At 42.8% G+C, this 24,775-nt stretch carries 17 protein-coding genes, 2 tRNA genes and 3 rRNA genes; 7 read left to right on the top strand and 15 right to left on the bottom strand.

Annotated elements, in window-relative coordinates; translation table 11 throughout:
* Positions 1 to 113 precede the first annotated feature (113 nt).
* Entirely contained in the window at positions 114 to 2,615 is a 2,502-nt protein-coding gene (locus tag K8B83_RS11075) for a sensor domain-containing protein (protein ID WP_223417180.1), read from the bottom strand.
* 533 nt (positions 2,616 to 3,148) lie between these two features.
* Positions 3,149 to 4,012, bottom strand: coding sequence for a protease HtpX (gene htpX, locus K8B83_RS11070; protein ID WP_188740789.1), 864 nt, complete (start codon positions 4,010 to 4,012; stop codon positions 3,149 to 3,151).
* Positions 4,013 to 4,275: 263 nt separating this feature from the next.
* Between htpX and pepE the strand changes: the two genes are divergently transcribed.
* Positions 4,276 to 4,986 (top strand): dipeptidase PepE, encoded by a 711-nt coding sequence (gene pepE, locus K8B83_RS11065; RefSeq protein ID WP_223417179.1) that lies wholly within the window; start codon positions 4,276 to 4,278, stop codon positions 4,984 to 4,986.
* Positions 4,987 to 5,047: 61 nt separating this feature from the next.
* Here the strand turns inward: pepE and K8B83_RS11060 are convergent, their stop codons facing one another.
* On the bottom strand, positions 5,048 to 5,467 hold the full coding sequence (locus K8B83_RS11060; RefSeq protein WP_223417178.1) for a VOC family protein: 420 nt from the start codon (positions 5,465 to 5,467) through the stop codon (positions 5,048 to 5,050).
* 99 nt (positions 5,468 to 5,566) lie between these two features.
* On the opposite strand from K8B83_RS11060, the gene soxR reads away from it, so the two are divergent.
* On the top strand, positions 5,567 to 6,013 hold the full coding sequence (gene soxR, locus K8B83_RS11055) for a redox-sensitive transcriptional activator SoxR (RefSeq protein WP_223417177.1): 447 nt from the start codon (positions 5,567 to 5,569) through the stop codon (positions 6,011 to 6,013).
* Positions 6,014 to 6,147: 134 nt separating this feature from the next.
* Here soxR and K8B83_RS11050 read toward each other — a convergent pair whose 3' ends face one another.
* Positions 6,148 to 6,594, bottom strand: a complete 447-nt coding sequence (locus K8B83_RS11050) for an Hsp20 family protein (protein ID WP_188740785.1) — start codon at positions 6,592 to 6,594, stop codon at positions 6,148 to 6,150.
* Positions 6,595 to 6,972: 378 nt separating this feature from the next.
* Between K8B83_RS11050 and K8B83_RS11045 the strand changes: the two genes are divergently transcribed.
* Positions 6,973 to 7,203 carry a hypothetical protein gene (locus K8B83_RS11045; protein WP_223417176.1) on the top strand — a complete coding sequence of 77 codons (231 nt, stop codon included), beginning with the start codon at positions 6,973 to 6,975 and terminating at the stop codon, positions 7,201 to 7,203.
* 101 nt (positions 7,204 to 7,304) lie between these two features.
* On the opposite strand, the gene K8B83_RS11040 is transcribed toward K8B83_RS11045, so the two are convergent.
* A protein-coding gene (locus K8B83_RS11040; protein WP_223417175.1) for an IS630 family transposase occupies positions 7,305 to 8,343 on the bottom strand; the annotation gives its coding sequence in 2 pieces (ribosomal slippage) (positions 7,305 to 7,878 and positions 7,877 to 8,343; 1,041 coding nt in all).
* Positions 8,344 to 8,594: 251 nt separating this feature from the next.
* Between K8B83_RS11040 and istA the strand changes: the two genes are divergently transcribed.
* Both istA and istB read left to right on the top strand, forming a co-directional pair.
* Positions 8,595 to 10,139, top strand: a complete 1,545-nt coding sequence (istA, locus tag K8B83_RS11035) for an IS21-like element ISShfr5 family transposase (RefSeq protein WP_160056813.1) — start codon at positions 8,595 to 8,597, stop codon at positions 10,137 to 10,139.
* 28 nt (positions 10,140 to 10,167) lie between these two features.
* Entirely contained in the window at positions 10,168 to 10,926 is a 759-nt protein-coding gene (istB, locus tag K8B83_RS11030; RefSeq protein WP_011637026.1) for an IS21-like element ISShfr5 family helper ATPase IstB, read from the top strand.
* Positions 10,927 to 11,116: 190 nt separating this feature from the next.
* Here istB and rrf read toward each other — a convergent pair.
* The 6 genes from rrf to gmhB form a co-directional block, all read right to left on the bottom strand.
* Positions 11,117 to 11,232 (bottom strand): 5S ribosomal RNA (gene rrf / locus K8B83_RS11025).
* A 129-nt stretch (positions 11,233 to 11,361) separates the two neighbouring features.
* Positions 11,362 to 14,267, bottom strand: a 23S ribosomal RNA gene (locus tag K8B83_RS11020).
* 331 nt (positions 14,268 to 14,598) lie between these two features.
* A tRNA-Ala gene (locus tag K8B83_RS11015) sits at positions 14,599 to 14,674 on the bottom strand.
* Between the two features lie 137 nt (positions 14,675 to 14,811).
* A tRNA-Ile gene (locus K8B83_RS11010) sits at positions 14,812 to 14,888 on the bottom strand.
* Positions 14,889 to 15,104: 216 nt separating this feature from the next.
* Positions 15,105 to 16,647: ribosomal RNA gene (locus K8B83_RS11005) — 16S ribosomal RNA — on the bottom strand.
* Together the 16S, 23S and 5S rRNA genes with 2 tRNA genes alongside form the textbook arrangement of a ribosomal RNA operon.
* Positions 16,648 to 17,249: 602 nt before the next feature.
* Positions 17,250 to 17,798 carry a D-glycero-beta-D-manno-heptose 1,7-bisphosphate 7-phosphatase gene (gmhB, locus tag K8B83_RS11000; RefSeq protein ID WP_223417174.1) on the bottom strand — a complete coding sequence of 183 codons (549 nt, stop codon included), beginning with the start codon at positions 17,796 to 17,798 and terminating at the stop codon, positions 17,250 to 17,252.
* 404 nt (positions 17,799 to 18,202) lie between these two features.
* Between gmhB and K8B83_RS10995 the strand changes: the two genes are divergently transcribed.
* Both K8B83_RS10995 and K8B83_RS10990 read left to right on the top strand, forming a co-directional pair.
* On the top strand, positions 18,203 to 18,877 hold the full coding sequence (locus K8B83_RS10995; RefSeq protein WP_188737667.1) for a GntR family transcriptional regulator: 675 nt from the start codon (positions 18,203 to 18,205) through the stop codon (positions 18,875 to 18,877).
* Between the two features lie 93 nt (positions 18,878 to 18,970).
* Complete coding sequence (locus K8B83_RS10990) at positions 18,971 to 20,056, top strand: ketoacyl-ACP synthase III (RefSeq protein WP_188737636.1); 1,086 nt, start codon at positions 18,971 to 18,973, stop codon at positions 20,054 to 20,056.
* A gap of 52 nt (positions 20,057 to 20,108) precedes the next feature.
* Here K8B83_RS10990 and K8B83_RS10985 read toward each other — a convergent pair whose 3' ends face one another.
* The 4 genes from K8B83_RS10985 to K8B83_RS10970 all read right to left on the bottom strand — a co-directional run bounded on the left by K8B83_RS10985 (position 20,109) and on the right by K8B83_RS10970 (position 24,768).
* A complete protein-coding gene (locus K8B83_RS10985; protein ID WP_283104481.1) occupies positions 20,109 to 20,786 on the bottom strand; it encodes a 3'-5' exonuclease in 678 nt (225 codons plus the stop codon).
* An 8-nt stretch (positions 20,787 to 20,794) separates the two neighbouring features.
* Positions 20,795 to 22,642 carry a DUF294 nucleotidyltransferase-like domain-containing protein gene (locus tag K8B83_RS10980; RefSeq protein ID WP_223417172.1) on the bottom strand — a complete coding sequence of 616 codons (1,848 nt, stop codon included), beginning with the start codon at positions 22,640 to 22,642 and terminating at the stop codon, positions 20,795 to 20,797.
* Between the two features lie 129 nt (positions 22,643 to 22,771).
* Positions 22,772 to 24,490, bottom strand: a complete 1,719-nt coding sequence (locus K8B83_RS10975) for a sodium:solute symporter family protein (RefSeq protein ID WP_223417171.1) — start codon at positions 24,488 to 24,490, stop codon at positions 22,772 to 22,774.
* Between the two features lie 11 nt (positions 24,491 to 24,501).
* Positions 24,502 to 24,768 (bottom strand): DUF4212 domain-containing protein, encoded by a 267-nt coding sequence (locus K8B83_RS10970; RefSeq protein ID WP_188737629.1) that lies wholly within the window; start codon positions 24,766 to 24,768, stop codon positions 24,502 to 24,504.
* Positions 24,769 to 24,775 lie beyond the last annotated feature (7 nt).

The following is a 24,775-nucleotide window of genomic DNA, read 5'->3' as shown; positions in this document are numbered from 1 at the left end:
TCTCACAGCAAAAACAATTAAAAGCCAGCTTATTGCTTGGCTTTTAATATATCCCCAATCAACCTAAAGATGCTCGCGTATCTTCAGGTTGGTTGGTTATAATAGTGCAATTTTTAAGCTTTATGCTCACTCACCAATGGTAAAAAAGCCTCTAATGCACTGGGTAATAGAGGTTTACTGTATAAATACCCTTGAGCTAAATCACATCCGTTTTCACGCAGAAAATCTGCCTGGGCTTGGGTTTCTACCCCTTCGGCAATAATTTGTAAATTCAGCGCATGCCCTAATGCAATAACGGCTTTCGCAATAGCGGTATTGTTAGAATCATGAGGAATATCACGCACAAAGGATTGATCAATTTTAAGCTTATCAATGGGCAATTTCTTTAAATAATTAAGAGATGAATATCCTGTACCAAAATCATCAATACTCAATGCAATTCCCATTGCACCGAGTAACTTTAAATCACGAATAATGGCATCAGGGTCGTGCATCATACAAGACTCTGTCACTTCAAGTTCTAGGTGTTTTGCAGGCAAACCGGTTTCCAGTAAAATCAACCTAACCTGATCAACAAAATCAGATCGATTAAGTTGTAAACTCGCAACGTTTACCGAAATACGCTCAAAAGATTTTCCTTGCGTTAGCCATTCAACGCCCTGTAAACAGGCTGTTTTTAACACCCATAAGCCTATTCCCCAAATTAAGCCAATCTTTTCAGCCAGCGGAATAAATTCACCTGGGGAAATGTCACCTAAAACAGGATCATGCCAGCGAATTAGGGCTTCAAAACCACAAGTTGTGTTGTCTTTGAGTGTTAATTTGGGCTGATATACAAGGTAAAAATCGTCATGAGCCATTGCCTGATGCAATGCGGTTTGCAGTTTTAGTTGAGCCACAGCTTGCTTTGTCATTGACTCAGTATAAAACGCGTAGTTGTTGCGTCCATCAAGTTTTGCCCGGTGCATTGCTGCATCAGCATTGCGCAATAAACTGTCATGGTCATCACCATCACTTGGGTAAATTGCCACGCCCATGCTTGCAGTCAATCTGACTGACTGAGCATTATCGAGAATAAACGGGCGCTCAAAAACGCTGCGAAGCCTATCTACCGATGAGGTGACCGAATCCGTTCCCGAAATACTGGGCAGCATTACAACAAATTCATCACCGCTTAAACGTGCAAGTACATCATAGTCCGATAATGCATAAGACAAACGTTTAGCTAATTCAACGAGAATTTCATCACCAATCACATGGCCTAAACTGTCATTGATGTGTTTAAAAAAATCGATATCTAAAAATATAATCGCTAATTGCTTTTTCGCACGATTAGAATGACTTAACTCTTGTTCAACTAACGACATAAATTGCATACGGTTAGGCAATTGTGTCAAGGGGTCAAAGTAAGCTAGATTTTTGAGCTTTTCTTCATTTTGTTTTTGGACAGAAATATCAGCAAATACCGCCACATAATATTGAATAATATTTTGCTTATCAAAAACAGCACTAATGGTGATTGCTTGCGGAAAAATAGCTCCGTGCTTACGACGATTCCAAATTTCTCCATGCCATTTACCTTGTACTAGCAGGGTATTCCATAAACGCTCAAAGAAACTTTTAGGATGGCGGCCAGAGCTTAATATGCTGGGATTTTTACCCATCACCTCTTCTCGGCTATAGCCAGTAATGTCTGTAAATGCTTGATTAATTTCTGTGATATTACCATCACTATCTGTAATCACGACCCCTTCTACGGCATTTTGAAATACATTTGCCGCTAACACCAATTGCTCTTGCGCCTCTTTATGTTTAGCGATATTTCGCGTCATACCAATCACCCCGATTGGCTGACCTTGATCATCGTGAATGGGGGCTTTAATTGTTTCAAGCCAGACTTTATTAAAATGTAAATCGACTTCCTCGCACTCTGATACCACCACAGTTGTACCAGTCTCGATAGCTAATTTATCGCCTTCAACAAACGAATCAGCGGTGCGCTTATCAAACAAGTCAAAGTCAGATTTACCCACAATTTGATCTGTTGTTTTACGCCAGGCACGCTCAACACTTTTATTGCAGCCGATATAAATGCCATGAAGGTCTTTAATCCAAATATGTTCATCAAATGCGTTGATAAAAGCCTGAACATCAACAGCATGAGAAATGCCCGTGTCGCTCTTAATGTCCAAATCACTACTGTTTACATACACACAAATAGCATTACTCAACATATCAGCGATACGAACTTGAATTGCACTTAACGGTTGGAATAGGCCGAGTTTATCTAAATCGTGATTCACAGCACTAAAACTCAGCGCCGCAATAATGTGTCCTTCTTTACTGCGAATTAACTGATGATGTATATCTACTTCAGGAGTAGTACTGTCCTGGGTGTGTTTTTCAAGATCCGCATTAATGTATTGCAACAAACTAATTTTATGCTGTTGGCAGACACGCTCGGGAGTTGATTGACTGATACAAAGCGCCTCAAAACGATGATCCCTTGTATTGAGCTGATTGAATGTAACAGTAAGACGAAATTCGGCAGAGATATCATTAATCTCCTGCTGCCACTCCCTAAGTTGAGACTGAGAAATAGCTGTCTTTAACATATCACCTTCCTAAAAAACATATCAATATTGGTGACTAACCCCATCACCGGCATTATCGCTAACGGTCATTAACCGCAACTCATTTGGCCTAGTAACAGTTCATCTATTAGGGCCGATTGTTCTGAGCTAGTTTAATTTCGTTAGAGCAAACAGAATGTTAATCGAGTCAAATGGGCTTTGCCCAAGTCACCTAAGCGGTTTATTCGCAAAGGTGTATTCTACAAAAAAGTAAAACGTGCTTAGCAGATAGTGTCGGTTTGCATTAAATAACTTTTTACGTCGTTATCGACTTTTTGTTAAATAACTACATATAAAAGTCTCTGGCTTACGTCACTATGCGGAAAAAACCTTGAAAGAACATTTGGCCAAGGTGATGGATGAACAGCAAACTACACAGAGCAATTTAACTATAAATCATAAATACAAAATCACGCTATCTTTACTTTACGTATTTAAGCATAGAAAAGGGCTATAAAACAAATAAGGAGCACTAGGCTCCTTATTGTAATATACAGAACAAACAACTGTATATATTAGCTATTTTTTAATGCTGCTATACGTTTTTCCAATGGTGGGTGGCTCATCATCAGTTCAGCCATTGAGCGCTTGCCATTAATACCAAATGCCGACATTTGAGCAGGCATAGCTCCAGACTCAGGGCCTTGACGTAAACGCTCTAATGCAGCAATCATTTTACTTTTACCGGCTAAGCGCGCAGCACCTTCATCAGCTTTAAATTCACGAATGCGTGAAAAGTAAGCCACGATTATTGATGCCAAAATACCAAATAACATATCAAGTACAAAAACAACCGCCATATAGGCAAACATGCCTAGGCCTTCGCCTTCTTCGTCATTACTTGATACAAAGTTATCAATGATCCCAGCAACAACACGTGCAGCAAAAATAACGAAGGTATTCACCACACCTTGAATAAGGGTTAGTGTCACCATATCACCATTGGCTACGTGACTGACCTCATGAGCAAGCACCCCTTCGATTTCATCTTGTGTCATGCCGTAAAGCAAGCCAGAACTTACTGCAACAAGCGAATTGTTTTTACTTGGCCCTGTCGCAAACGCATTCATTTCAGGCGACTGATATATGGCCACTTCTGGCATGTTAATGCCGGCTTGTTTAGCCTGGCGAGCAACCGTTTCAACTAACCAACGCTCTGTATTGTCACGAGGCTGGGTAATGACTTCACAACCCATGGTCTTTTTGGCCATCCATTTTGAAATGGCTAAACTGATAAATGCGCCACCAAAACCAAAAATGGCAGCAAATACTAACAGTCCACCCATAGTTTGGGTATTAACCCCTAGAATAGACATGACAATTGAGGCAACCAGTAAAATGGCTAAGTTGGTTGCAATCAACAAAAATATACGCTTCATTTAAGCTCCTGTATGGCAAAATGCCGATTAACGATTGTTACTATAGACATAATATGTCCATAATTTTAGAATTCAAGCTTATAAATATTAAAAAAGATTTATGACTTTTTTTAGGCAAATAAAACAGACTCAAAAATCTAGCGAGCAGAGTTTATGCAGGGATTCTTAATTGAAACTGAAAAATACCAAACCATGATAAACTCCATGTTTGCACGGATTAATCTTTGATAAACTAGCTAAAAATATAACCAAAAAGGATTTTCATGACGATTAACGCATTAATGTTAAGTGCCTCTCGCGTTGGTGATTCGGCTTATTTAACTCACACAGTTGAACTCATTCGCCCACTGACAAAACCTGGACAACACTGGGTATTTATTCCTTATGCTGGCGTCAGCGTAAGTTATGATGAGTATTTAACCAAAGTCAAAACCGCACTCGCACCATTACCTATAAGTATCAGCAGTATTCACCAATTTGCAGATCCAAAACAGGCAATTGAAAACGCTGATGGTGTTTTGGTTGGCGGTGGTAACACCTTTCAATTACTAAACGAGTTGTATCGTTACGATTTAGTGCATCTAATTCGCGAAAAAGTACAAAATGGTATGCCATACGTAGGCTGGAGTGCGGGTTCAAACATTACAGGTACCAGCATTCGAACCACAAACGACATGCCAATCGTTGAACCGCCCTCTTTTACCGCGTTAGGTATTTTACCTTTTCAATTGAATCCACATTACACCAATTACCAATTACCAGGTCATAACGGCGAAACTCGCGCTCAACGCTTATTAGAGTTCACCATTGTCGATCCATTAACCCCGGTTATTGGCATTCAAGAAGGCAGTGCGCTATGGCGACAAGGGGAAACACTCACCTTAATTGGCGATCAAACTGCTTATTTATTTCATGGTAAACAACAAGAAGTCGAGATTGCCGCCAACAGCGACTTATCAGACTACCTTAAATAACACCATTTAATAGAATAATCACAACAGGGCTTATAACGACAGTAATAAGCCCTGTGTTACATCAACAATCATACTGATTGCGCTCACTGGGAATATCAGTCAAATACTCAACAAATTCAACCTCAAAACCATTTGGGTCAATAAAATAACGACTTTTATAAGCCTCGTTAACGGCGCCCATAATCGCAATTTGATAACCTACGTTTGCCAGCCTTACAACTAACGCATCCACATTATCGACAACATAAGCAAAATGAGCCAAACCAATAGCATTACTTTTAAGATCACGCGCAGCTCCGGTCCCAGAGTCATTGAGCGACAAATACTGATAGTCATCGCCAAAGTGAAGCCATTTACGTGGTGTACCATGCCATGTCGACTTACCGCCACCACGAACGCGCCAATGGGGAAACGCAGCACGATAGAAGATTAATGTTTCTTCTAAATCGTTCACGACTAAATTTAAATGTTCTAGCCTCATCTTGTTACTCCTTCATAATTTGACATTGCACAGCTTAATACCTCAAGTTAACTTGAGGTAAAGTGTTATATTTGTAAAAATCAAAAAAAAGGAAACACGATGACAATTGATACAGAACTCAGTGTTGGTCAAGTTGCTAAACGATGCGGCATAAACATCTCAGCAATCCATTTCTATGAACAAAAGGGCCTGATCAGTAGTATGCGTAATCAAGGTAATCAGCGCCGTTATTCACGGGATGTGATAAGGCGGATTTCACTTATCAAAGCAGCACAACAATTAGGCATATCATTAGATGAGATTGGCAGTGCATTTGCGTCTCTGCCCAATGGACGAACAGCCACAAAACAAGATTGGGCTAGCTTATCACTGATGTGGAAAGACACTCTGACGCAACGTATTAATCAATTACAAAAGTTGAAAGATTCGCTTGAAGGCTGCATCGGCTGTGGCTGTTTATCGATGAACCATTGCCCCTTGTATAACCCAGAAGACGTACTCGCAGCACAGGGCCCTGGGCCTGTGCTGTTAAACAAAAAAACCTAGTATCAAAAAGATACTAGGCATAAGCAATAAGCAAAATTGGGGAGTGATAAACAATAGAGAACAGATAAACAATAAAGTGGTAACCGTATGTTTTAGCCATCACTTTATCTGCCCATATAATGGGCCACACAAAATTAACCTAGTGTGTTTGTACTCACAATATCAATTTTTCGTGGTTTCATCGCTTCAGGAATTTCACGGACTAAATCAATATTTAATAAGCCGTTTTCTAATTCAGCGCCCACAACTCGAACATAATCTGCTAATTGGAAAGTACGCTCAAAGCCTCGTTCAGCTATGCCTTGGTGTAAATACTTACGATCATCATTCTTAGTTGTTTTATTGCCTTTTACTAACAGTTTTTCACCTTCGCTCATAATGTCTAGCTCAGACATTGCAAAGCCTGCAACCGCCATAGTGATCCGATAACGATTTTCGCCAAGTAATTCAATATTATAAGGTGGGTAACCACTGTTAGCATTATTGGCAGCTGCATGTTCAGCTAATTGAGCTAAACGATCAAAACCAATTGCGCTACGGTAAAGAGGGGCTAAATCGGGAGTAAGATTAAAGTTTCGCATGTTCATATCCTTGTCTAAAGCAATATGTAAAATAATGACCACTTTTTCATAAAAGTAGTCATGTGGTTAACAGCCCTTACGGCACTGTTTAAGCAGGTTTACAAAATCCCATTCGGGCATTTTGTTCATCATTCCTGCTACAAAATAGATATATGGACGAGCGATAATTTTTCAATAGCAAACAATAAAAATAATAAGTACATGACGAATTAAAAATTTAAGCCATTGTTTTTATGTTATTTTTAATCTTACCTGGACAGCTGACTTGTTACTAATATCTCATGTAATTACAACATGACTTTTGTCACTGGTAATTAAATTTTAATTTGGCACAATAATCAATATTAAAAAACAACAGATAATCATCAAGGACAGATTATGAGCACAGCAACAATGGCGTTACTTATCCCAATAATCGCGATAATTGGCAGCTTCATCGTCAGCATTATGAAGTTAAAAGAGCGTCAAGCAGTGGCATTAAACGAGCAGGCAAATAATAATAAGTCGCTGCATGATGAAATAAACGCACTACGTCAACGAATCGAAGTACTAGAACGCGTTGTCACTGATGATTCATATGATTTAAAACAAAAAATTAATAATGCGTAGCAAGACGTTGCCGGACACTTACGATAAAGGCTCAATGAAAGCAGTTGACGACGTACTTGCCCGGACGCTCACTTTCGAGTGGTCATTTATACCAATTACGATTAAAGACTTCCCAGTTTAGCCCAATCTCTGTGACACAATCTTTTTACCCTGTCCTTGCACTCAATGAATGTATTCCATGCACGACAGCATTCCTCAACAATATCATTAAAATCTTTAAAACTACGATTAGCGAGACAATGCTGGCGTAGCCATTGCCAAACCTGTTCAATGGGATTTAGCTCTGGAGAATAGGGTGGCAATTTCAGTATCCAGAGATTATCAAACTCAGCGGCAACGTCTTGCGTATGCCAACCCGCACCATCAAGGATCACTAGCGCATAACGGTCATTTGCAGTGGCTTCTGATATTTGTTTCAAGTGCTGCCTCATTGCATCTTGATTAACAAAAGGCGTAACTAGGGCTTCTGTTGCACCGGTTGCGGGGCAAATTGCGCCAAAAAGATAAGCGTACTCAAATTGTTGTTGCCTCACCGATCTTGGTCGAGAGCCTTTTGGAGCCCAAAGTCTGGTTGTTGTATTTTGTTGGCCAAATCGTGCTTCGTCTTGAAACCAAATATCAACGCGATCAAAAGGAACATGGACTGGGAGTATATCGATCGCTTTATTTTGCAGTTTTTTTAAAGGTTTCTTGAGCCTCATCAGATTGCTTGGGATGCTTAGAACGACTGGTTATCCAACTAAACCCCAGCTTATGCAATAACCAATAAACATGTGAATGGCTATACGAGACATCGTATTGTGAGGTGATAAATTCCTGAATATCCCGTGCGGTTAAGCGGCCACCTTTGGTGGAATGTGCCGCATCCTTAACAAACAGGTACACTTGCTCTTTCTGCTTAGTGGTCAATCGACTCTTTTTACCTATGCGAGGCTTGTCATCTAGACCAGCTAAACCTTGGTTCAAGAAGCTTGATACCCAATCATTCACACTTCGACGGCTGACATTTAAGCGCCTGGCGACTTCTGAGCGATTATTAATTTGCATAAACATCGCAACGGCTAATAAGCGGATCCTCTTATTAGCTTTTTTCTCTTGTTTAGCGTAATTGAGTATTTCTTGGTAGGTTAACGTTTTCATGCATAAACGGGGTTGAATGTTGTGCTGTTATTAGTGCATATTCTCATGCATCGCGATCACCTAATACCATCTAAGCCGATCACCTAATACCATTCATCGCGATCACTCAATACCATCGATGCCGATCACTTTTCGGTCAAAATAGTATTGAGTGATCGGCTTGAATAGTACCGTTCGTTTTTTGTACTTTTTTGTCTGCCAGTAGGTGTTTTTAACCGTTATTCTTTTCATTTTTGATGATGAGAATAACCATGCCAACGGCACCTATTTCAATGCGTAAACTCAAAGAAATTTTAAGACTAAAATACGGCTGTAAACTCAGTCATCGTCAGATAGCAAAAAGCTTATCTGTTTCACCCTCAATCGTGTCTAAATATGCCTGTAAATCAGCAGAGCTAGACATTACTTGTTGGCCGCTTGATGAGAAGTGGGATGATAACTCTCTACAACAAGCGTTTTTCAAAACAAAGCCTCGTTTAAAAGGCTTTACCATTCCTGACTGGTCGTTAGTTCAACAAGAGCTTCGGCCTAAAACCATGACGTTGTTGCTGCTTTGGGAAGAATACAAAGAGCGGCACGCGGAAGGTTTTTACAGTTACACTCACTTCTGCCGTCAGTACAAGGCATGGCTTAAATGCCAAAAACCCTCGATGCGACAAAACCATAAAGCTGGTGAAAAACTGTTTGTGGATTACTGTGGCCCAACCATGAGTATTGTTGATAGAAGTACAGGCGAATGCCGTACTGCACAAGTGTTCGTCGCGGTCATGGGGGCATCAAATTATACCTATGCCGAAGCGACTTACAGCCAGAAACTTGAAGATTGGGTGATGAGTCATGCCCGTTGTTTTGAGTTTCTTGGTGGTGTTCCTGAGCAGATCATTCCTGACAACCTTAAAAGTGCCGTCACCAAACCCTGCCGATATGAGCCTGACTTAAACCCAACCTACCAACAACTAGCGACGCATTACGATACCGTCATTGTGCCTGCAAGACCCTATAAACCAAAGGATAAAGCCAAGGCTGAAGTGGGTGTACAAATTGTTGAACGTTGGATCATGGCACGTCTTCGTAATGAAACCTTCTTTAGCTTGCGTCAATTAAATCTAAAGATTCAAGAATTACTCATCGATTTAAATCAGCGACAAATGAAAAAACATCCTGGCTCACGATTAAGTCAATTTGAAGCCATTGATAAACCAGCGTTAAAACCATTGCCCATGCTGCCTTACAGCTACACCTTAGTGAAACAAGTGAGCGTACATATTGATTATCATATTGAGATTGAAAAGCACTATTACTCAGTGCCACATACCTTGATCAAGCAAAAACTTGAAGCACATGCCTCAGGAAAATTGGTGACACTCTACCATCAAGGCATACGAGTCGCTGTTCACCCCAGATCATACCGAGAAGGTGCGCATACAACACTTGAGCTACATATGCCTATCGCTCACCAAAAACAACAGCAATGGACACCGCAGCGATTTGAGCGCTGGGCAAGTCAGTTTGGTAAATCAACCGAGCAGTTTGTTATGCAATTGATGCAAGCTAAAAAGCATCCAGAGCAAAGCTACCGTGCTTGTATGGGGTTATTAAGCCTAGGCAAGAAGTTTACAGACCAACGTCTTGAAGCCGCCTGTCATCGCGCATTAGCCACAGGTGTTACTCGCGTAAAACAAGTGAAAACCATCTTAGAAAAAGGCTTGGATAAGCAACCCTTGCCACAAGCTCAGGGTGATTCGCTACAAGATATTGATCATAAAAATATCCGCGGCAATAACTATTACCATTAATAAAAACTAACCAATCAAAGGAAATCTTATGAAAAATATCAATCAACAAGTCAATAACCAGTTAAGTAACTTAAAGCTAAGCGGCATACGTGATGCGCTATTACAGCAACTTGAACAACCTAATCTATACGTAGAACAAAGCTTCGAAGAGCGGCTAAGTTTATTGCTTGAGCATGAAATAACGCAGCGTGACCAGCGTAAAATTGACCGCCTAACTCGACAAGCAAAGTTCAGAGTTGGTGGCACGCTTGCTCAACTCAACTATGGCGCAGCACGACAACTCGATAAAACTCAGATCCGTTCATTAGCACAAGGTGAATGGCTTCGCCTTCACCAAAATATTTTGATTACGGGAGCAACGGGGTGTGGCAAAACTTACCTCGCTTGCGCTCTTGGTCAAAACCACTGCCAACAAGGGAGTAGCGTTTATTATTTTAGGCTCAAGGAGCTATTAGAAAAGATGTTCTTAGCGCAAGCCGATGGTAGTTATCGAAAACTGATCAACAAGCTTAGCTCTGCTAATTTACTGATCTTAGATGATTGGGGATTAGAGCCATTAACGGCTCAACAACGTAGTGATTTATTGGAATTAATTGATGCAAGATATGATACAAAATCGACATTAATTGCCAGTCAATTACCGATAGAAAATTGGTATGAAATGATAGGAGAATCGACACATGCTGATGCGATTCTAGATCGACTTGTTCACGGAGCAATAAAGTTGGAATTAAAAGGCGAATCGATGCGAAAAAAACTAAATACCTTGACTGAAGCCGATCACTGAAGCTAGATTTTACGGAGGTCTACTGGCGAACAAAAAAGTGATCGGCTTGAATGGTATTGACCGATCGGCATCATGGTATTACGCAATTAGATCACATTTCAATCATAATTGGTATTACAGGCAAATAAACGAAAAAAAAGACGCAAAAAAAGCCCGTTGCATTAACAACGGGCTTTCGTACTTATTAGGTGTCTGGAAATGACCTACTCTCACATGGGGAGACCCCACACTACCATCGGCGATACTGTGTTTCACTTCTGAGTTCGGAATGGATTCAGGTGGGACCACAGCTCTATGGTTTCCAGACAAATTTTGTTTATTTAACGCCTTGGCATTAAATAATAATTCGAAAAGCTGATTGCTTGAGTATTCTCACACCATTTAAGTGCTCTATTCTAATACTAAGTGCGTATCAGTAAAACCCATCTGGGTTGTATGGTTAAGCCTCACGGGTCATTAGTACAAGTTAGCTCAACGCCTCACAACGCTTACACACCTTGCCTATCAACGTAGTAGTCTCCTACGGCCCTTTAGAGAGCTTAAAGCTCTAGGGATGACTCATCTTAGGGCTCGCTTCCCGCTTAGATGCTTTCAGCGGTTATCGATTCCGAACGTAGCTACCGGGCAATGCTATTGGCATAACAACCCGAACACCAGCGGTTCGTCCATTCCGGTCCTCTCGTACTAGGAGCAGCTCCCTTCAATCATCCAACGCCCACGGCAGATAGGGACCGAACTGTCTCACGACGTTCTGAACCCAGCTCGCGTACCACTTTAAATGGCGAACAGCCATACCCTTGGGACCGACTTCAGCCCCAGGATGTGATGAGCCGACATCGAGGTGCCAAACACCGCCGTCGATATGAACTCTTGGGCGGTATCAGCCTGTTATCCCCGGAGTACCTTTTATCCGTTGAGCGATGGCCCTTCCATTCAGAACCACCGGATCACTATGACCTACTTTCGTACCTGCTCGACGTGTATGTCTCGCAGTTAAGCTGGCTTATGCCATTGCACTAACCGTACGATGTCCGACCGTACTTAGCCAACCTTCGTGCTCCTCCGTTACTCTTTGGGAGGAGACCGCCCCAGTCAAACTACCCACCAGGCACTGTCCCTAACCCCGATAAGGGGTCCAGGTTAGAACATCAAAACTACAAGGGTGGTATTTCAAGGACGACTCCACTCAGACTAGCGTCCAAGCTTCAAAGTCTCCCACCTATCCTACACATGTAGGTTCAATGTTCAGTGCCAAGCTATAGTAAAGGTTCACGGGGTCTTTCCGTCTAGCCGCGGGTATACGGCATCTTCACCGCAATTTCAACTTCACTGAGTCTCGGCTGGAGACAGCGTGGCCATCATTACGCCATTCGTGCAGGTCGGAACTTACCCGACAAGGAATTTCGCTACCTTAGGACCGTTATAGTTACGGCCGCCGTTTACCGGGGCTTCGATCATGAGCTTCTCTTGCGATAACCCAATCAATTAACCTTCCGGCACCGGGCAGGCGTCACACCGTATACGTCATCTTGCGATTTTGCACAGTGCTGTGTTTTTGATAAACAGTTGCAGCCACCTGGTATCTGCGACTCCCAGCAGCTTAGAGAGCAAGTCTCATCACCGCCAGGAGCGTACCTTCTCCCGAAGTTACGGTACCATTTTGCCTAGTTCCTTCAGCCGAGTTCTCTCAAGCGCCTTGGTATTCTCTACCCGACCACCTGTGTCGGTTTGGGGTACGATTCCTACTAACCTGAAGCTTAGAAGATTTTCCTGGAAGCATGGCATCAACTACTTCAGTCCCTTAGGACTTCGTCATCAGCTCTCGGCATTACTCATTAAAGAGTGATTTCCCGGATTTGCCTAAGAAATCTACCTACCACCTTAAACGCGGACTACCAACGCCGCGCTAGCCTAGCCTTCTCCGTCTCTCCATCGCAGTTAGCAGAAGTACAGAAATATTAATCTGTTTCCCATCGATTACGCCTTTCGGCCTCACCTTAGGGGTCGACTCACCCTGCCCCGATTAACGTTGGACAGGAACCCTTGGTCTTTCGGCGAGGGAGTTTTTCACTCCCTTTATCGTTACTCATGTCAGCATTCGCACTTCTGATACGTCCAGTGTGGGTTACCCCTTCACCTTCAACCGCTTACAGAACGCTCCTCTACCGCGCACTTCTAATGAAATGCACCCGTAGCTTCGGTGGTATGTTTAGCCCCGTTAAATCTTCCGCGCAGGCCGACTCGACTAGTGAGCTATTACGCTTTCTTTAAATGATGGCTGCTTCTAAGCCAACATCCTAGCTGTCTAAGCCTTCCCACATCGTTTCCCACTTAACATACACTTTGGGACCTTAGCTGACGGTCTGGGTTGTTTCCCTTTTGACGACGGACGTTAGCACCCGCCGTCTGTCTCCCGAGTAGTACTCATTGGTATTCGGAGTTTGCAAAGGGTTGGTAAGTCGGGATGACCCCCTAGCCTTAACAGTGCTCTACCCCCAATGGTATTCGCTCGAGGCGCTACCTAAATAGCTTTCGAGGAGAACCAGATATCTCCCGGTTTGATTGGCCTTTCACCCCCAGCCACAAGTCATCCGCTCATTTTTCAACATAAGTCGGTTCGGTCCTCCAGTTGATGTTACTCAACCTTCAACCTGCCCATGGCTAGATCACCGGGTTTCGGGTCTACGCCTTGCAACTAAACGCGCAGTTAACACTCGGTTTCCCTACGGCTCCGCTATTCGCTTAACCTCGCTACAAAACGTAAGTCGCTGACCCATTATACAAAAGGTACGCAGTCACGGTCTCAAGTACCGCTCCCACTGCTTGTACGTATACGGTTTCAGGTTCTATTTCACTCCCCTCACAGGGGTTCTTTTCGCCTTTCCCTCACGGTACTGGTTCACTATCGGTCAGTCAGGAGTATTTAGCCTTGGAGGATGGTCCCCCCATATTCAAACAGGATGTCACGTGTCCCGCCTTACTCGTTTTCATCTATGGTTAGTTTTCATGTACGGGGCTATCACCCTGTGCCGCTGTGCTTTCCAACACATTCCACTAACACCCCATAGACTTAAGGGCTAATCCCCGTTCGCTCGCCGCTACTAGGGGAATCTCGGTTGATTTCTTTTCCTCTGGGTACTTAGATGTTTCAGTTCCCCAGGTTTGCCTCTTAACGCTATGTATTCACGTTAAGATACTCACTTATGTGAGTGGGTTCCCCCATTCGGACATCGTTAGCTCAAATGCTTGTTACTAGCTCGCCAACGCTTTTCGCAAGTTACTACGTCCTTCATCGCCTCTGACTGCCAAGGCATCCACCGTATACGCTTAGTCACTTAACCATACAACCCAAATGAGTTTCACTTGAGCTATATTGCAACTAGCTGGTTTTTACTTTGATAATTCATGCACTTTCGCACACGAAATCGCCTTAGTTTTAGAATATTCAAGACACTTAAACAGTGTTTTGAGAACTCAATGTTTAATACACCACCTTATACAAAGTCATGCATCAAACGATTTGCAATTAATCACATGACAGACTCATGCAATTAACTACTATCAGCTTTCCAAATTGTTAAAGAGCGGGCTTAAAAAAGCCAAAGATAAAATTTCGTTTATCTTTGGCATCTCTTTACCAGTGCATATGCTTATCATCATGATAAGTGTAAATGGTGGAGCTATGCGGGATCGAACCGCAGACCTCCTGCGTGCAAGGCAGGCGCTCTCCCAGCTGAGCTATAGCCCCATTTACATGCAGTTGAGATTAATATCCAGTATCCAATCAGAAGATTGGCGAAGCCAAATCGAATTTTAACAAGTTAATTCAATGCGACGTTTAGTTTACTAAACGAGTATTTATTTAACGCAGATAAAATGAAGATTTGGTGGGTCAGAGTGGACTTGAACCACCGACCTCACCCTTATCAGGGGTGCGCTCTAACCAGCTGAGCTACAGACCCATTCTTTTTGGTCTTTTAACTGTTACTCAGCGTTGCTTTCGTCGTTCGGTCGTCATGTAGTGTACTACACATCCTTCCTCACTCCTCAAGCGCCTTGATTAACAATCAAAATCCTCAAAAATACCTTTCGATATCTTTCTCTTTCTTTCTATCAAGTAATCTGTGTGAACACTCACATGCATCTCTGCACTTTAGGTATTGAGCTAGTCGTATAGGTAAGGAGGTGATCCAGCCCCAGGTTCCCCTAGGGCTACCTTGTTACGACTTCACCCCAGTCATGAACCACAAAGTGGTGAGCGTTCTCCCGAAGGTTAAACTACCCACTTCTTTTGCAGCCCACTCCCATGGTGTGACGGGCGGTGTGTACAAGGCCCGGGAACGTATTCACCGTAGCATTCTGATCTACGATTACTAGCGATTCCGACTTCATGGAGTCGAGTTGCAGACTCCAATCCGGACTACGACGAGCTTTGTGAGATTAGCTCCACCTCGCGGCTTTGCAACCCTCTGTACTCGCCATTGTAGCACGTGTGTAGCCCTACTCGTAAGGGCCATGATGACTTGACGTCGTCCCCACCTTCCTCCGGTTTATCACCGGCAGTCTCCCTAGAGTTCCCACCATTACGTGCTGGCAAATAAGGATAGGGGTTGCGCTCGTTGCGGGACTTAACCCAACATTTCACAACACGAGCTGACGACAGCCATGCAGCACCTGTCTTAGAGTTCCCGAAGGCACAATCGCATCTCTGCAATCTTCTCTAGATGTCAAGAGTAGGTAAGGTTCTTCGCGTTGCATCGAATTAAACCACATGCTCCACCGCTTGTGCGGGCCCCCGTCAATTCATTTGAGTTTTAACCTTGCGGCCGTACTCCCCAGGCGGTCTACTTAATGCGTTAGCTTGAGAGCCCAGTGTTCAAGACACCAAACTCCGAGTAGACATCGTTTACGGCGTGGACTACCAGGGTATCTAATCCTGTTTGCTCCCCACGCTTTCGTGCATGAGCGTCAGTCTTTGTCCAGGGGGCCGCCTTCGCCACCGGTATTCCTCCAGATCTCTACGCATTTCACCGCTACACCTGGAATTCTACCCCCCTCTACAAGACTCTAGTTCGCCAGTTCCAAATGCAATTCCCAGGTTGAGCCCGGGGATTTCACATCTGGCTTAACAAACCGCCTGCGCACGCTTTACGCCCAGTAATTCCGATTAACGCTCGGACCCTCCGTATTACCGCGGCTGCTGGCACGGAGTTAGCCGGTCCTTCTTCTGTAAGTAACGTCACAGCTAACGAGTATTAATCGTTAACCTTTCCTCCTTACTGAAAGTGCTTTACAACCCGAAGGCCTTCTTCACACACGCGGCATGGCTGCATCAGGGTTTCCCCCATTGTGCAATATTCCCCACTGCTGCCTCCCGTAGGAGTCTGGGCCGTGTCTCAGTCCCAGTGTGGCTGATCATCCTCTCAGAACAGCTAGGGATCGTCGCCTTGGTGAGCCATTACCTCACCAACTAGCTAATCCCACCTAGGTTCATCCAATCGCGAAAGGCCCGAAGGTCCCCTCCTTTCCCCCGTAGGGCGTATGCGGTATTAGCAGTCGTTTCCAACTGTTATCCCCCTCGACTGGGCAGATCCCTAGGCATTACTCACCCGTCCGCCGCTCGCCACCTCAGGAGCAAGCTCCCTTGTGCTGCCGCTCGACTTGCATGTGTTAGGCCTGCCGCCAGCGTTCAATCTGAGCCATGATCAAACTCTTCAATTAAAGTTTTTTTGAGACAAAGTCTCGACTCAATGAATTCTACTGTCATAATTCGCTTCGCTCATAAGAGCTGACGAATTACTCACTGCATTTCTGCAGTGTCATATTTCTATGAACATTCTCATCATTGAGTTAAATTTTTTGATTGCCTACATTCCGAAGAACAAGAAGACAATTTCGAATAACTCAATACCTGTGAATGTCCACACAGATTACTTGATAAATTGTTAAAGAGCGGACTTGGTAACGCTGCGTTATACGCCGTGTTCCGTGTCAGTGGTGCGCATTATAGGGAACTCATTTTAATGTGCAAGGCCTTTTGCGTTTTTTTCTTAAGTTTAACGCTTAACTGGACAGTTTTTAAACTCAAAGCCCTGTTTTAAACTATTTATGCTGACTTTATGAACAAAATCGGCCTGTTGATACCTTTTTAAACTGCCTTAAATATCACTCTAATAGCCCGTATTAGCCATTTACTTCTATATAAAGTGTCCAATTTATATAATTCGACATTAAATGAGGTTCAAACCAGGTTAATACAATGTTAACTCATTAAAACAAAGTGCTTGTAAAGCGCATGCTTTGCTTGGGTGACTTACCGATGATCACTTACTCAAAAATTGTGGTACATCTGCAATGCTATCTAGCACTGTCGTGGCAAGCGAAACACCGGCCTCGTCGACCTCTTTGCCTGAACGAACCAATATTGCCGTTTTTATTCCTGCGGCATGTGCAGCACGAATATCATCGGCTTTATCGCCGACCATCACAGATTGGCTTAAATCAATTTTGAGAAACTGAGCTGCTGAAGTCAGCATGCCAGGTTTAGGTTTGCGGCAATCACAATCTTGTTTGTATTCACCTATCCCTTTTTCAAGATGATGTGGGCAATAATAAATACCATCAAGTTCTACACCTTTATCTGCAAAGTTCCAATCCATCCACTCGGTCAAGTGATGAAAATCATCTTCGCTGTACATCCCACGAGCAATACCTGACTGATTTGTGACAACGACCAGTAGATAACCCATTTTCTTTAATGCTAAACATGCTTCAAAGACGCCTTCGATATATTCAAAGTCATCTACATTATGTACGTAGCCAGTGTCTTTATTAATCACACCATCACGGTCTAAAAATACAGCCTTTTTCAACCTATATACCCCACAAGCTAATTGTTGATTTAATTATCCCACCGACATCAATTTGGTGCCAGTCAAACTAATCAATTTTACCCATTTAACTATTTAACCTGGACTCTGGATAAGAGTTTAGCTAAATATATGAAATTAAATAACATATATCTAATCTATGTATTCTAGAGAGATGTTTTTGCTTAAAACAAGGCAAATTAGTTCGTCAATAGCTGCCCTATTGCAAACAAAATTAACCTAATTGTTAGTAAAAATTGCCTCTATAAAGCTAGTTGTTATCCTGAGTTCAGGTTATTTAATCCATTTTTATGATATTTATCTGCATTTATATATATGTTTCACTTTATAAAGCAGCGTCTAAGCGTTACCCTTGCTCGAAGAAATTAGTGATGAAAACAAAATACATGAGCAATATACCTCCTATTATTCATAAAACCCGCACGCAACTTGTTGTGGAAGCACTCAGAGAACAGATCCTTTCTGGTGATATCGAGGGAGGCGAACCACTTAGACAGTCGGCTATTGCAGAGCAGTTAAATGTGAGTCGAATTCCGGTTCGTGAAGCCTTAGTTCAATTAGAAGCTGAGGGGTTAGTAAATTTTGAGCCACATAAAGGTGCCACTGCTACAAAATTATCTGTTGAGCAAGTAACCGAATTATTTGAACTTCGAGCCATGATCGAGTCTGACTTATTGGCTAAAGCAATTCCAAACTTGACCGACAATGACATTAAAGAAGCAGAAGCTGTGTTAGTTCAACTTGAGTTGGCATTTAAGCTTAAAGAGTCTGTAGCCAGCTGGAGTGAACTCAATACTCGCTTCCATACCCGTTTATACGAAGCGGCTAATAGACCCCATACGCTCGAGGTCATTCATGGTTTGAACACCAATTGTGATCGTTATATTCGTTTGCAATTGCTATTTACTGGCGGAATACCCACCGCTGAGCGCGAACACCGGATTTTACTTGAACTGTGTAAAGCCGGCGATGTCGAAAAAGCAACAGCATTGTTACATGAGCATATATTGAGTGCTGCCGCTTCGATAACCAAATTAGTAGAACAAAAAATTAAGTCATAAAACAATGATTATTCTTGTTTAAGCCTATAGCGCCATCAACCATTCTTGGGCGCTAATTAAATAATTAATTGTTACCACATTGAGAGAATTGCTATGCAGTACGCACACATTACCGGTTGGGGAAAATCAGTTCCTACCGCCACGCTGACCAATGACGATTTAGCCACATTCATGGAAACATCCGATGAATGGATTAAAACACGTACTGGTATTAGTAAGCGTAACATAAGCCATGTCAATACCTCTGAAATGGCTTCAGTGGCGGCCAAACATGCGCTAGCTGCTGCTGGCATTGACGGCAGCGAGCTTGACTTAATTATTTTAGCCACAGCAAGCCCCGATACCTTGATCCCGAATATAGCCTCTACAGTACAGGCTAATATCGGGGCCACTTGTGGCGCATTTGATATCAATGCAGCATGTAGCGGCTTTTTGTACGGTGTAGGCTTGGCCAGCTCAATGATTAAAAGCGGCCAAAACAAAAAGATTCTTATCATTGGGGCTGAACGTTTGTCGTTTTACCTTGATTGGTCTCGTCGTGAAACAGCGGTACTGTTTGGTGACGGCGCTGGAGCGATTGTGCTTGAAGCAAGCGATAAACCAGGCGGCATATTAGGTTATGAGTTAAATAATGATCCTGAAGGTCGTCATATTTTACAGTCTAACTTTGGCACCCAAATGGACCGATTTGATACAGACTCGCTGGATTTTTATATCCACATCAACGGTCAAGAAGTGTTTAAACGTGCGATTCATGGCATGGGTAACTTAAGCGCTAAAGTCCTCGAAAAATGCAATACCAGTATTGATGAAGTTGATTTTGTTATTCCGCATCAAGCCAATGAGCGGATTATTGATACTCTTGTCAGCCGAATGAAAATTCCCAAAGAAAAGGCCTTTGTCAATATCGCAGACTATGGCAACACCTCTGCCGCAACCATTCCTATCGCGATTTGTGATGCGTTATCACAAGGTAGAATTGTGCCAGGACAAACCATTTTATCATGTGCGTTTGGCGCAGGGTTAACCTCAGCAGCAATGTTATTACAATGGGGCGAACGTACCACCCCAATCAATACCTCTGATGCAACATTACCTCCCTGCGATAAAACGGCACTTGAGTTAATCAAACCCGCAGTCGATTATTTTTTTAGTAAAGTAGACAGCAGCGAAACATAATTTGGGTTAGTTTGTTGCCAAAAACAAAAAGCCAGTCGTTATGACTGGCTTTTTACGCTATTTCTATCAAATCTTTCAGCTTCAAGTTGTTAATATTCCCCATCGCTGCCACTTGCGCCAATAACAATTCGCCACAAGATAAGGCATCAACTAAGGCATTATGCGCTGAATAGACTGGTAAGTGATAACGCTCTCTACTCGCCCCTAACCGTAACGTTCCTTGCCTTAGTACATCTTGTTGTCTTAAACAGCGTTTTTTTTCTATCGCCAGGGTATCAATAAACACCAAAGGTATTGATTGTCCAAAACAACGCTGCAATTGTTGCTGAATAAACTGAATATCTAGCGGCGCATGGTGGGCGACTAAAATGTGACCTTGCGTTTGTGCTAAAAACCATTGCATGGCTTGTTCAATTGACAGTGCTTTATGTAATTGATTATCAACAATGCCATGCACCGTGGCACTTTGACCAACACTGCCACTAATCGCAATCATTACATGCTGCGCTTTATCTAAAGGAATAACGCCTTGTACAATAGGCACGATACCAATACTGATCACTTGATCGTTAAGTGGATCTAATCCTGTCATTTCAAGATCTATCGCCATTAAAGGTGCATCAATAAAACGCTGATTTATTACGGGTGTGATCGCCGCTAAGTAATTTTTTAAGGTCAAAGGTAATGATTTTGTTTTACTTCGCCACAGTAACGCTTTTATCCACCACAGGTTAGCCACTAAAAGCTCCTCAAAAACTTCAGCTTGATACCCGCTTGTGCGTCGTGCACCACCTTAAATGCATCGCGCAGTTGATGTCGCAATAATGATGATAAATGCTGTGGCTTTAAAAAATTATTCACAGGTAAATTATGGGTTGCCTGATAACCTTGATTAGCCAAGCGCATATGAGCGATAAACTCATGCGCATCGGCAAGATTGAGTGCATCTTTACGGTTAATGATATTGGCATCCATTAAAGCTCTTATCCTTTTGGCCGTATTCACCTCTTTGATACCCGCGCTTAATGCGTAAACCCTGGCGATATCATTAATCAGAGCACTGCCCTTATGTTTTAAATCCATGCCTTTAACTTCACTGCCATCTCTTTCAAGCACAAATTTCCTGAAAAATCCCAACGGCGGTGATTCTGTTAACGAATTCCCTGCCATTCCAGCCAGAAATATGTCGTTATCTTTAGTCGATGCAAGCACTTCATCTTGTAATTCGTTAAATAAACTCATAGGACCAAATACTGGCCGCATGTCGAAAAAGATGCTTGCATGCATTAATGCTTTAGGTTCGGGTGTCAGCACCCAATGCTTAAATAATGCTTTCCATTGATTAAGCGGCAAACGCCATTTAGGATTTTGCGCCATAATATCACCAGGGCAATATACATAACCGCATTGGTCAAGCCCCTTACACACCGCTTTTGTTAATGCATCAAAATAAGATGCTGCAAACTCGTCTGGTTCATGAGCAAGTAACAATCCATTATCTTGATCAGAACATGCCACTTGATCTTGCCGCCCTTGCGATCCAAATGCTAACCAGCAAAAAGCCATAGGAGCTTTGCCTAATATCTGTTGGTTTAATTCGATTAAACGACGTGTTAATGCATCAGTAACAGAAGTAAGCACTCGGCCTATTTCTTCCGCTCTGGCATCGGCACTGATTAAGTTTTGTAGCAATAATGGAATTTGTTTACTGACCTGGATTAAACTGTCGATGTTGGCTTGCCGACCAATTTCACCTATCAATAACAATGGTTGTGACCGCTGAGCACGAAGAATATCGGTACTCGTTATCATGCCAATGGCCTGACTACCTTCTACTACGGGCAAGTGATGAATGTTATGCTCACTCATGGTTAACATGGTTTCAAATACCAATGCATTTGCATGTGTCACGATGGGATTAATCGTCATAGCCTGACTCACAAGAGTACTTGTATCTAGCCCTTCAGCAATCACTCGGTTGCGTAAATCCCTATCGGTTAAAATTCCCACCAATTTATGATTATCAATCACCAACACTGACGACACTCGATGCTCTCGCATTATTTTAGCGGCATCGATTACACTGGCCTGCGCTTGCACAATGATAGGATTGGCGCACATGATTGATGTGATTCTACTGGTCGTAGTGAGATCTTTTGCTTTAAATCTCCCTTCATTACGTAAGCGCTTTGCAAAAGCTCGAGTAAAAAACTGATCGAAACTACGCTGCTCTGCACGCAACTGTTCAAAAATGACTTGGGGTAAATGATAAACTAAGCCGTCTTCTAAAATGGCCACCTTATTAACAACTTTCTCACCCGACAACAAAGTGGAAAAACCAAAGCATTCACCTTCAGCCACCCGATCAACTAATACCCCTTCAGGATCTCTTACTTCAAAAGCCCCACTGCGAACGATATATAATTTAGGGTTGTCTTTATCAAATGTAACAAAAGCCGACGCTTTACTGTAATAGCCTACAATGATGTTTTTAGCGCAATAACTAATCACCTGAGCGGGTAATGAATCAAATGGGGGGTGCGCAGCTAAAAACTGTTCAACGGGTTGTAGTTCACTTGCATCCATATTATCTCCATATTGAATACATCATATAAACACTATAGCAAAGGCTTAGATATGGCTGCTATAGGACTTAAGCCCAACAAAAAGAGCGCCGAAGCGCTCTTTAAATTAAGGTAAAATCAACATCGATGATTAGTGATCTTGAGCGCCACCGGCTCCTTTAGGGAAACGGATAGACTCAACCATTTCAACAATCTCATCAGGGATTTTTGTCGTCACTTTGCTTACCGCAAATGCCACACCAAAGTTAATAAACATCCCCACCATGCCAAAACCTTCAGGTGAAATACCTAAGAACCAATTGTCAGATGTATTAGCTGCAGGATTGATAAACTTAAAGTAAGCGATGTAAGCCGCAGTAGAAAGTAAACCAATCACCATACCGGCAATCGCGCCTTCTCTATTCATGGTTCTAGAGAAAATACCCATGATAATTGCAGGGAACAATGATGCTGCAGCCAAACCAAACGCAATTGCAACTACCGCAGCCACAAAGCCTGGTGGATTAATACCAAAGTAACCGGCCATTACAACTCCTAATGCAGCAGCGATGCGGGCATACATGAGTTCTTTTTGGTCAGAAATATCGGGCATAAAGTTTTTCTTAAGTAGGTCATGAGATACTGACGTTGAGATAACCAATAGCAAACCCGCTGAGGTTGATAATGCCGCTGCTAAACCACCAGCAGCCACCAATGCAATAACCCACGCAGGTAAATCAGCAATCTCTGGTGTAGCCAGTACGATAATATCGCGGTCGATGTTCATTTCATTTTTATCACCACTGGTGTAAAAAATGTTGCCATCGTTGTTTTTATCTTCCCACGTAATTAAGCCAGTTTTTTCCCAGTTTTTAATCCAAGAAGGCGCCGTTTCATAAGGCACACCAGTTGAATCAGGACCATTAATGGTCTCAATCATATTCACTCTAGAGAATGCTGATAAAGCAGGCACAGTGGTATACATAATTGCAATAAACACTAGCGCCCAACCCGCAGATACACGTGCATCTTTCACTTTAGGAACAGTAAAGAAACGCACGATTACGTGTGGTAGGCCTGCGGTACCAAACATCAACGCACCGGTAATAAAGAACACATCAATCATGTCTTTAGAACCTTCAGTATATTGAGAAAACCCAAGCTCGGCTGATAACCCGTCAAGTTTATCGAGTAAATACACGCCAGTGCCATTACCCGCGGCATCAATTAACTCTGCACCAAAACCAATTTGTGGGAAAATATGACCTGTCATCATTACCGAAATAAAGATTGCTGGCACCATAAAGGCAAAAATTAACACACAATATTGCGCAACCTGAGTGTAGGTAATGCCTTTCATGCCACCTAATACCGCATAAAAGAACACCACGGCCATCCCTATGTATACACCCGTTTCAACTTCGACTTCTAAGAAACGGGAGAACACCACACCCACACCGCGCATTTGGCCTGCGATGTAGGTAAAACAGATAAAGATGGCGCAAATTACCGCTACGGTACGGGCCGTTTGCGAGTAATAGCGGTCACCGATAAAATCTGGCACGGTAAACTTACCAAACTTACGTAGATAAGGCGCCATACATAAAGCCAGTAATACATAACCGCCGGTCCAGCCCATTAAGTAAACAGAACCGTCATATCCCACAAACGACACAATACCTGCCAGTGAAATAAACGATGCCGCAGACATCCAGTCTGCCGCTGTTGCCATGCCGTTCATCACAGGGTGAACACCACCACCTGCAACATAAAACTCTTTCGTCGAACCCGCTCGAGACCAAATGGCGATCCCGATGTACAACGCAAACGTGGCGCCGACAATTAAATAAGTGAGTGTTTGAACATCCATCGTAGTGCCCCTTAGTCTTCCTGAACGTTGTATTTTTTGTCTAATGCATTAGCTTTCGCCACATAAACAAAAATCAGCGCTACGAATACATACATTGCACCCTGCTGCGCAAACCAAAACCCCAGCTTAAAACCCATAAAGCTGAATTCGTTTAATACATCAACTAATAAAATACCGCAGCCAAATGACACTGCAGCCCAAATTGCAAGCAAGCTAAGCACTAAACGTAAATTTTCACGCCAGTATCCCGCTGCCTTTTCGTTATTTTCAAAACTCATTGCGACT

This window comes from Shewanella inventionis, from assembly GCF_019931735.1.
GTDB lineage: Bacteria > Pseudomonadota > Gammaproteobacteria > Enterobacterales > Shewanellaceae > Shewanella > Shewanella inventionis.
Note: the sequence above shows the minus strand (reverse complement) of the source record. Positions and strands in the feature narration are given on the sequence as shown.

Coding starts and splice junctions, on each gene's coding strand:
- K8B83_RS10975 (WP_223417171.1), bottom strand. CDS start 24,490: ATGGATGTTCAAACACTCACTTATTTAATTGTCGGCGCCACGTTTGCG.
- K8B83_RS11075 (WP_223417180.1), bottom strand. CDS start 2,615: ATGTTAAAGACAGCTATTTCTCAGTCTCAACTTAGGGAGTGGCAGCAG.
- K8B83_RS10990 (WP_188737636.1), top strand. CDS start 18,971: ATGCAGTACGCACACATTACCGGTTGGGGAAAATCAGTTCCTACCGCC.
- htpX (WP_188740789.1), bottom strand. CDS start 4,012: ATGAAGCGTATATTTTTGTTGATTGCAACCAACTTAGCCATTTTACTG.
- K8B83_RS11050 (WP_188740785.1), bottom strand. CDS start 6,594: ATGCGAAACTTTAATCTTACTCCCGATTTAGCCCCTCTTTACCGTAGC.
- K8B83_RS11045 (WP_223417176.1), top strand. CDS start 6,973: ATGAGCACAGCAACAATGGCGTTACTTATCCCAATAATCGCGATAATT.
- K8B83_RS11060 (WP_223417178.1), bottom strand. CDS start 5,467: ATGAGGCTAGAACATTTAAATTTAGTCGTGAACGATTTAGAAGAAACA.
- soxR (WP_223417177.1), top strand. CDS start 5,567: ATGACAATTGATACAGAACTCAGTGTTGGTCAAGTTGCTAAACGATGC.
- K8B83_RS10970 (WP_188737629.1), bottom strand. CDS start 24,768: ATGAGTTTTGAAAATAACGAAAAGGCAGCGGGATACTGGCGTGAAAAT.
- pepE (WP_223417179.1), top strand. CDS start 4,276: ATGACGATTAACGCATTAATGTTAAGTGCCTCTCGCGTTGGTGATTCG.
- K8B83_RS10995 (WP_188737667.1), top strand. CDS start 18,203: ATGAGCAATATACCTCCTATTATTCATAAAACCCGCACGCAACTTGTT.
- K8B83_RS10980 (WP_223417172.1), bottom strand. CDS start 22,642: ATGGATGCAAGTGAACTACAACCCGTTGAACAGTTTTTAGCTGCGCAC.
- istA (WP_160056813.1), top strand. CDS start 8,595: ATGCCAACGGCACCTATTTCAATGCGTAAACTCAAAGAAATTTTAAGA.
- istB (WP_011637026.1), top strand. CDS start 10,168: ATGAAAAATATCAATCAACAAGTCAATAACCAGTTAAGTAACTTAAAG.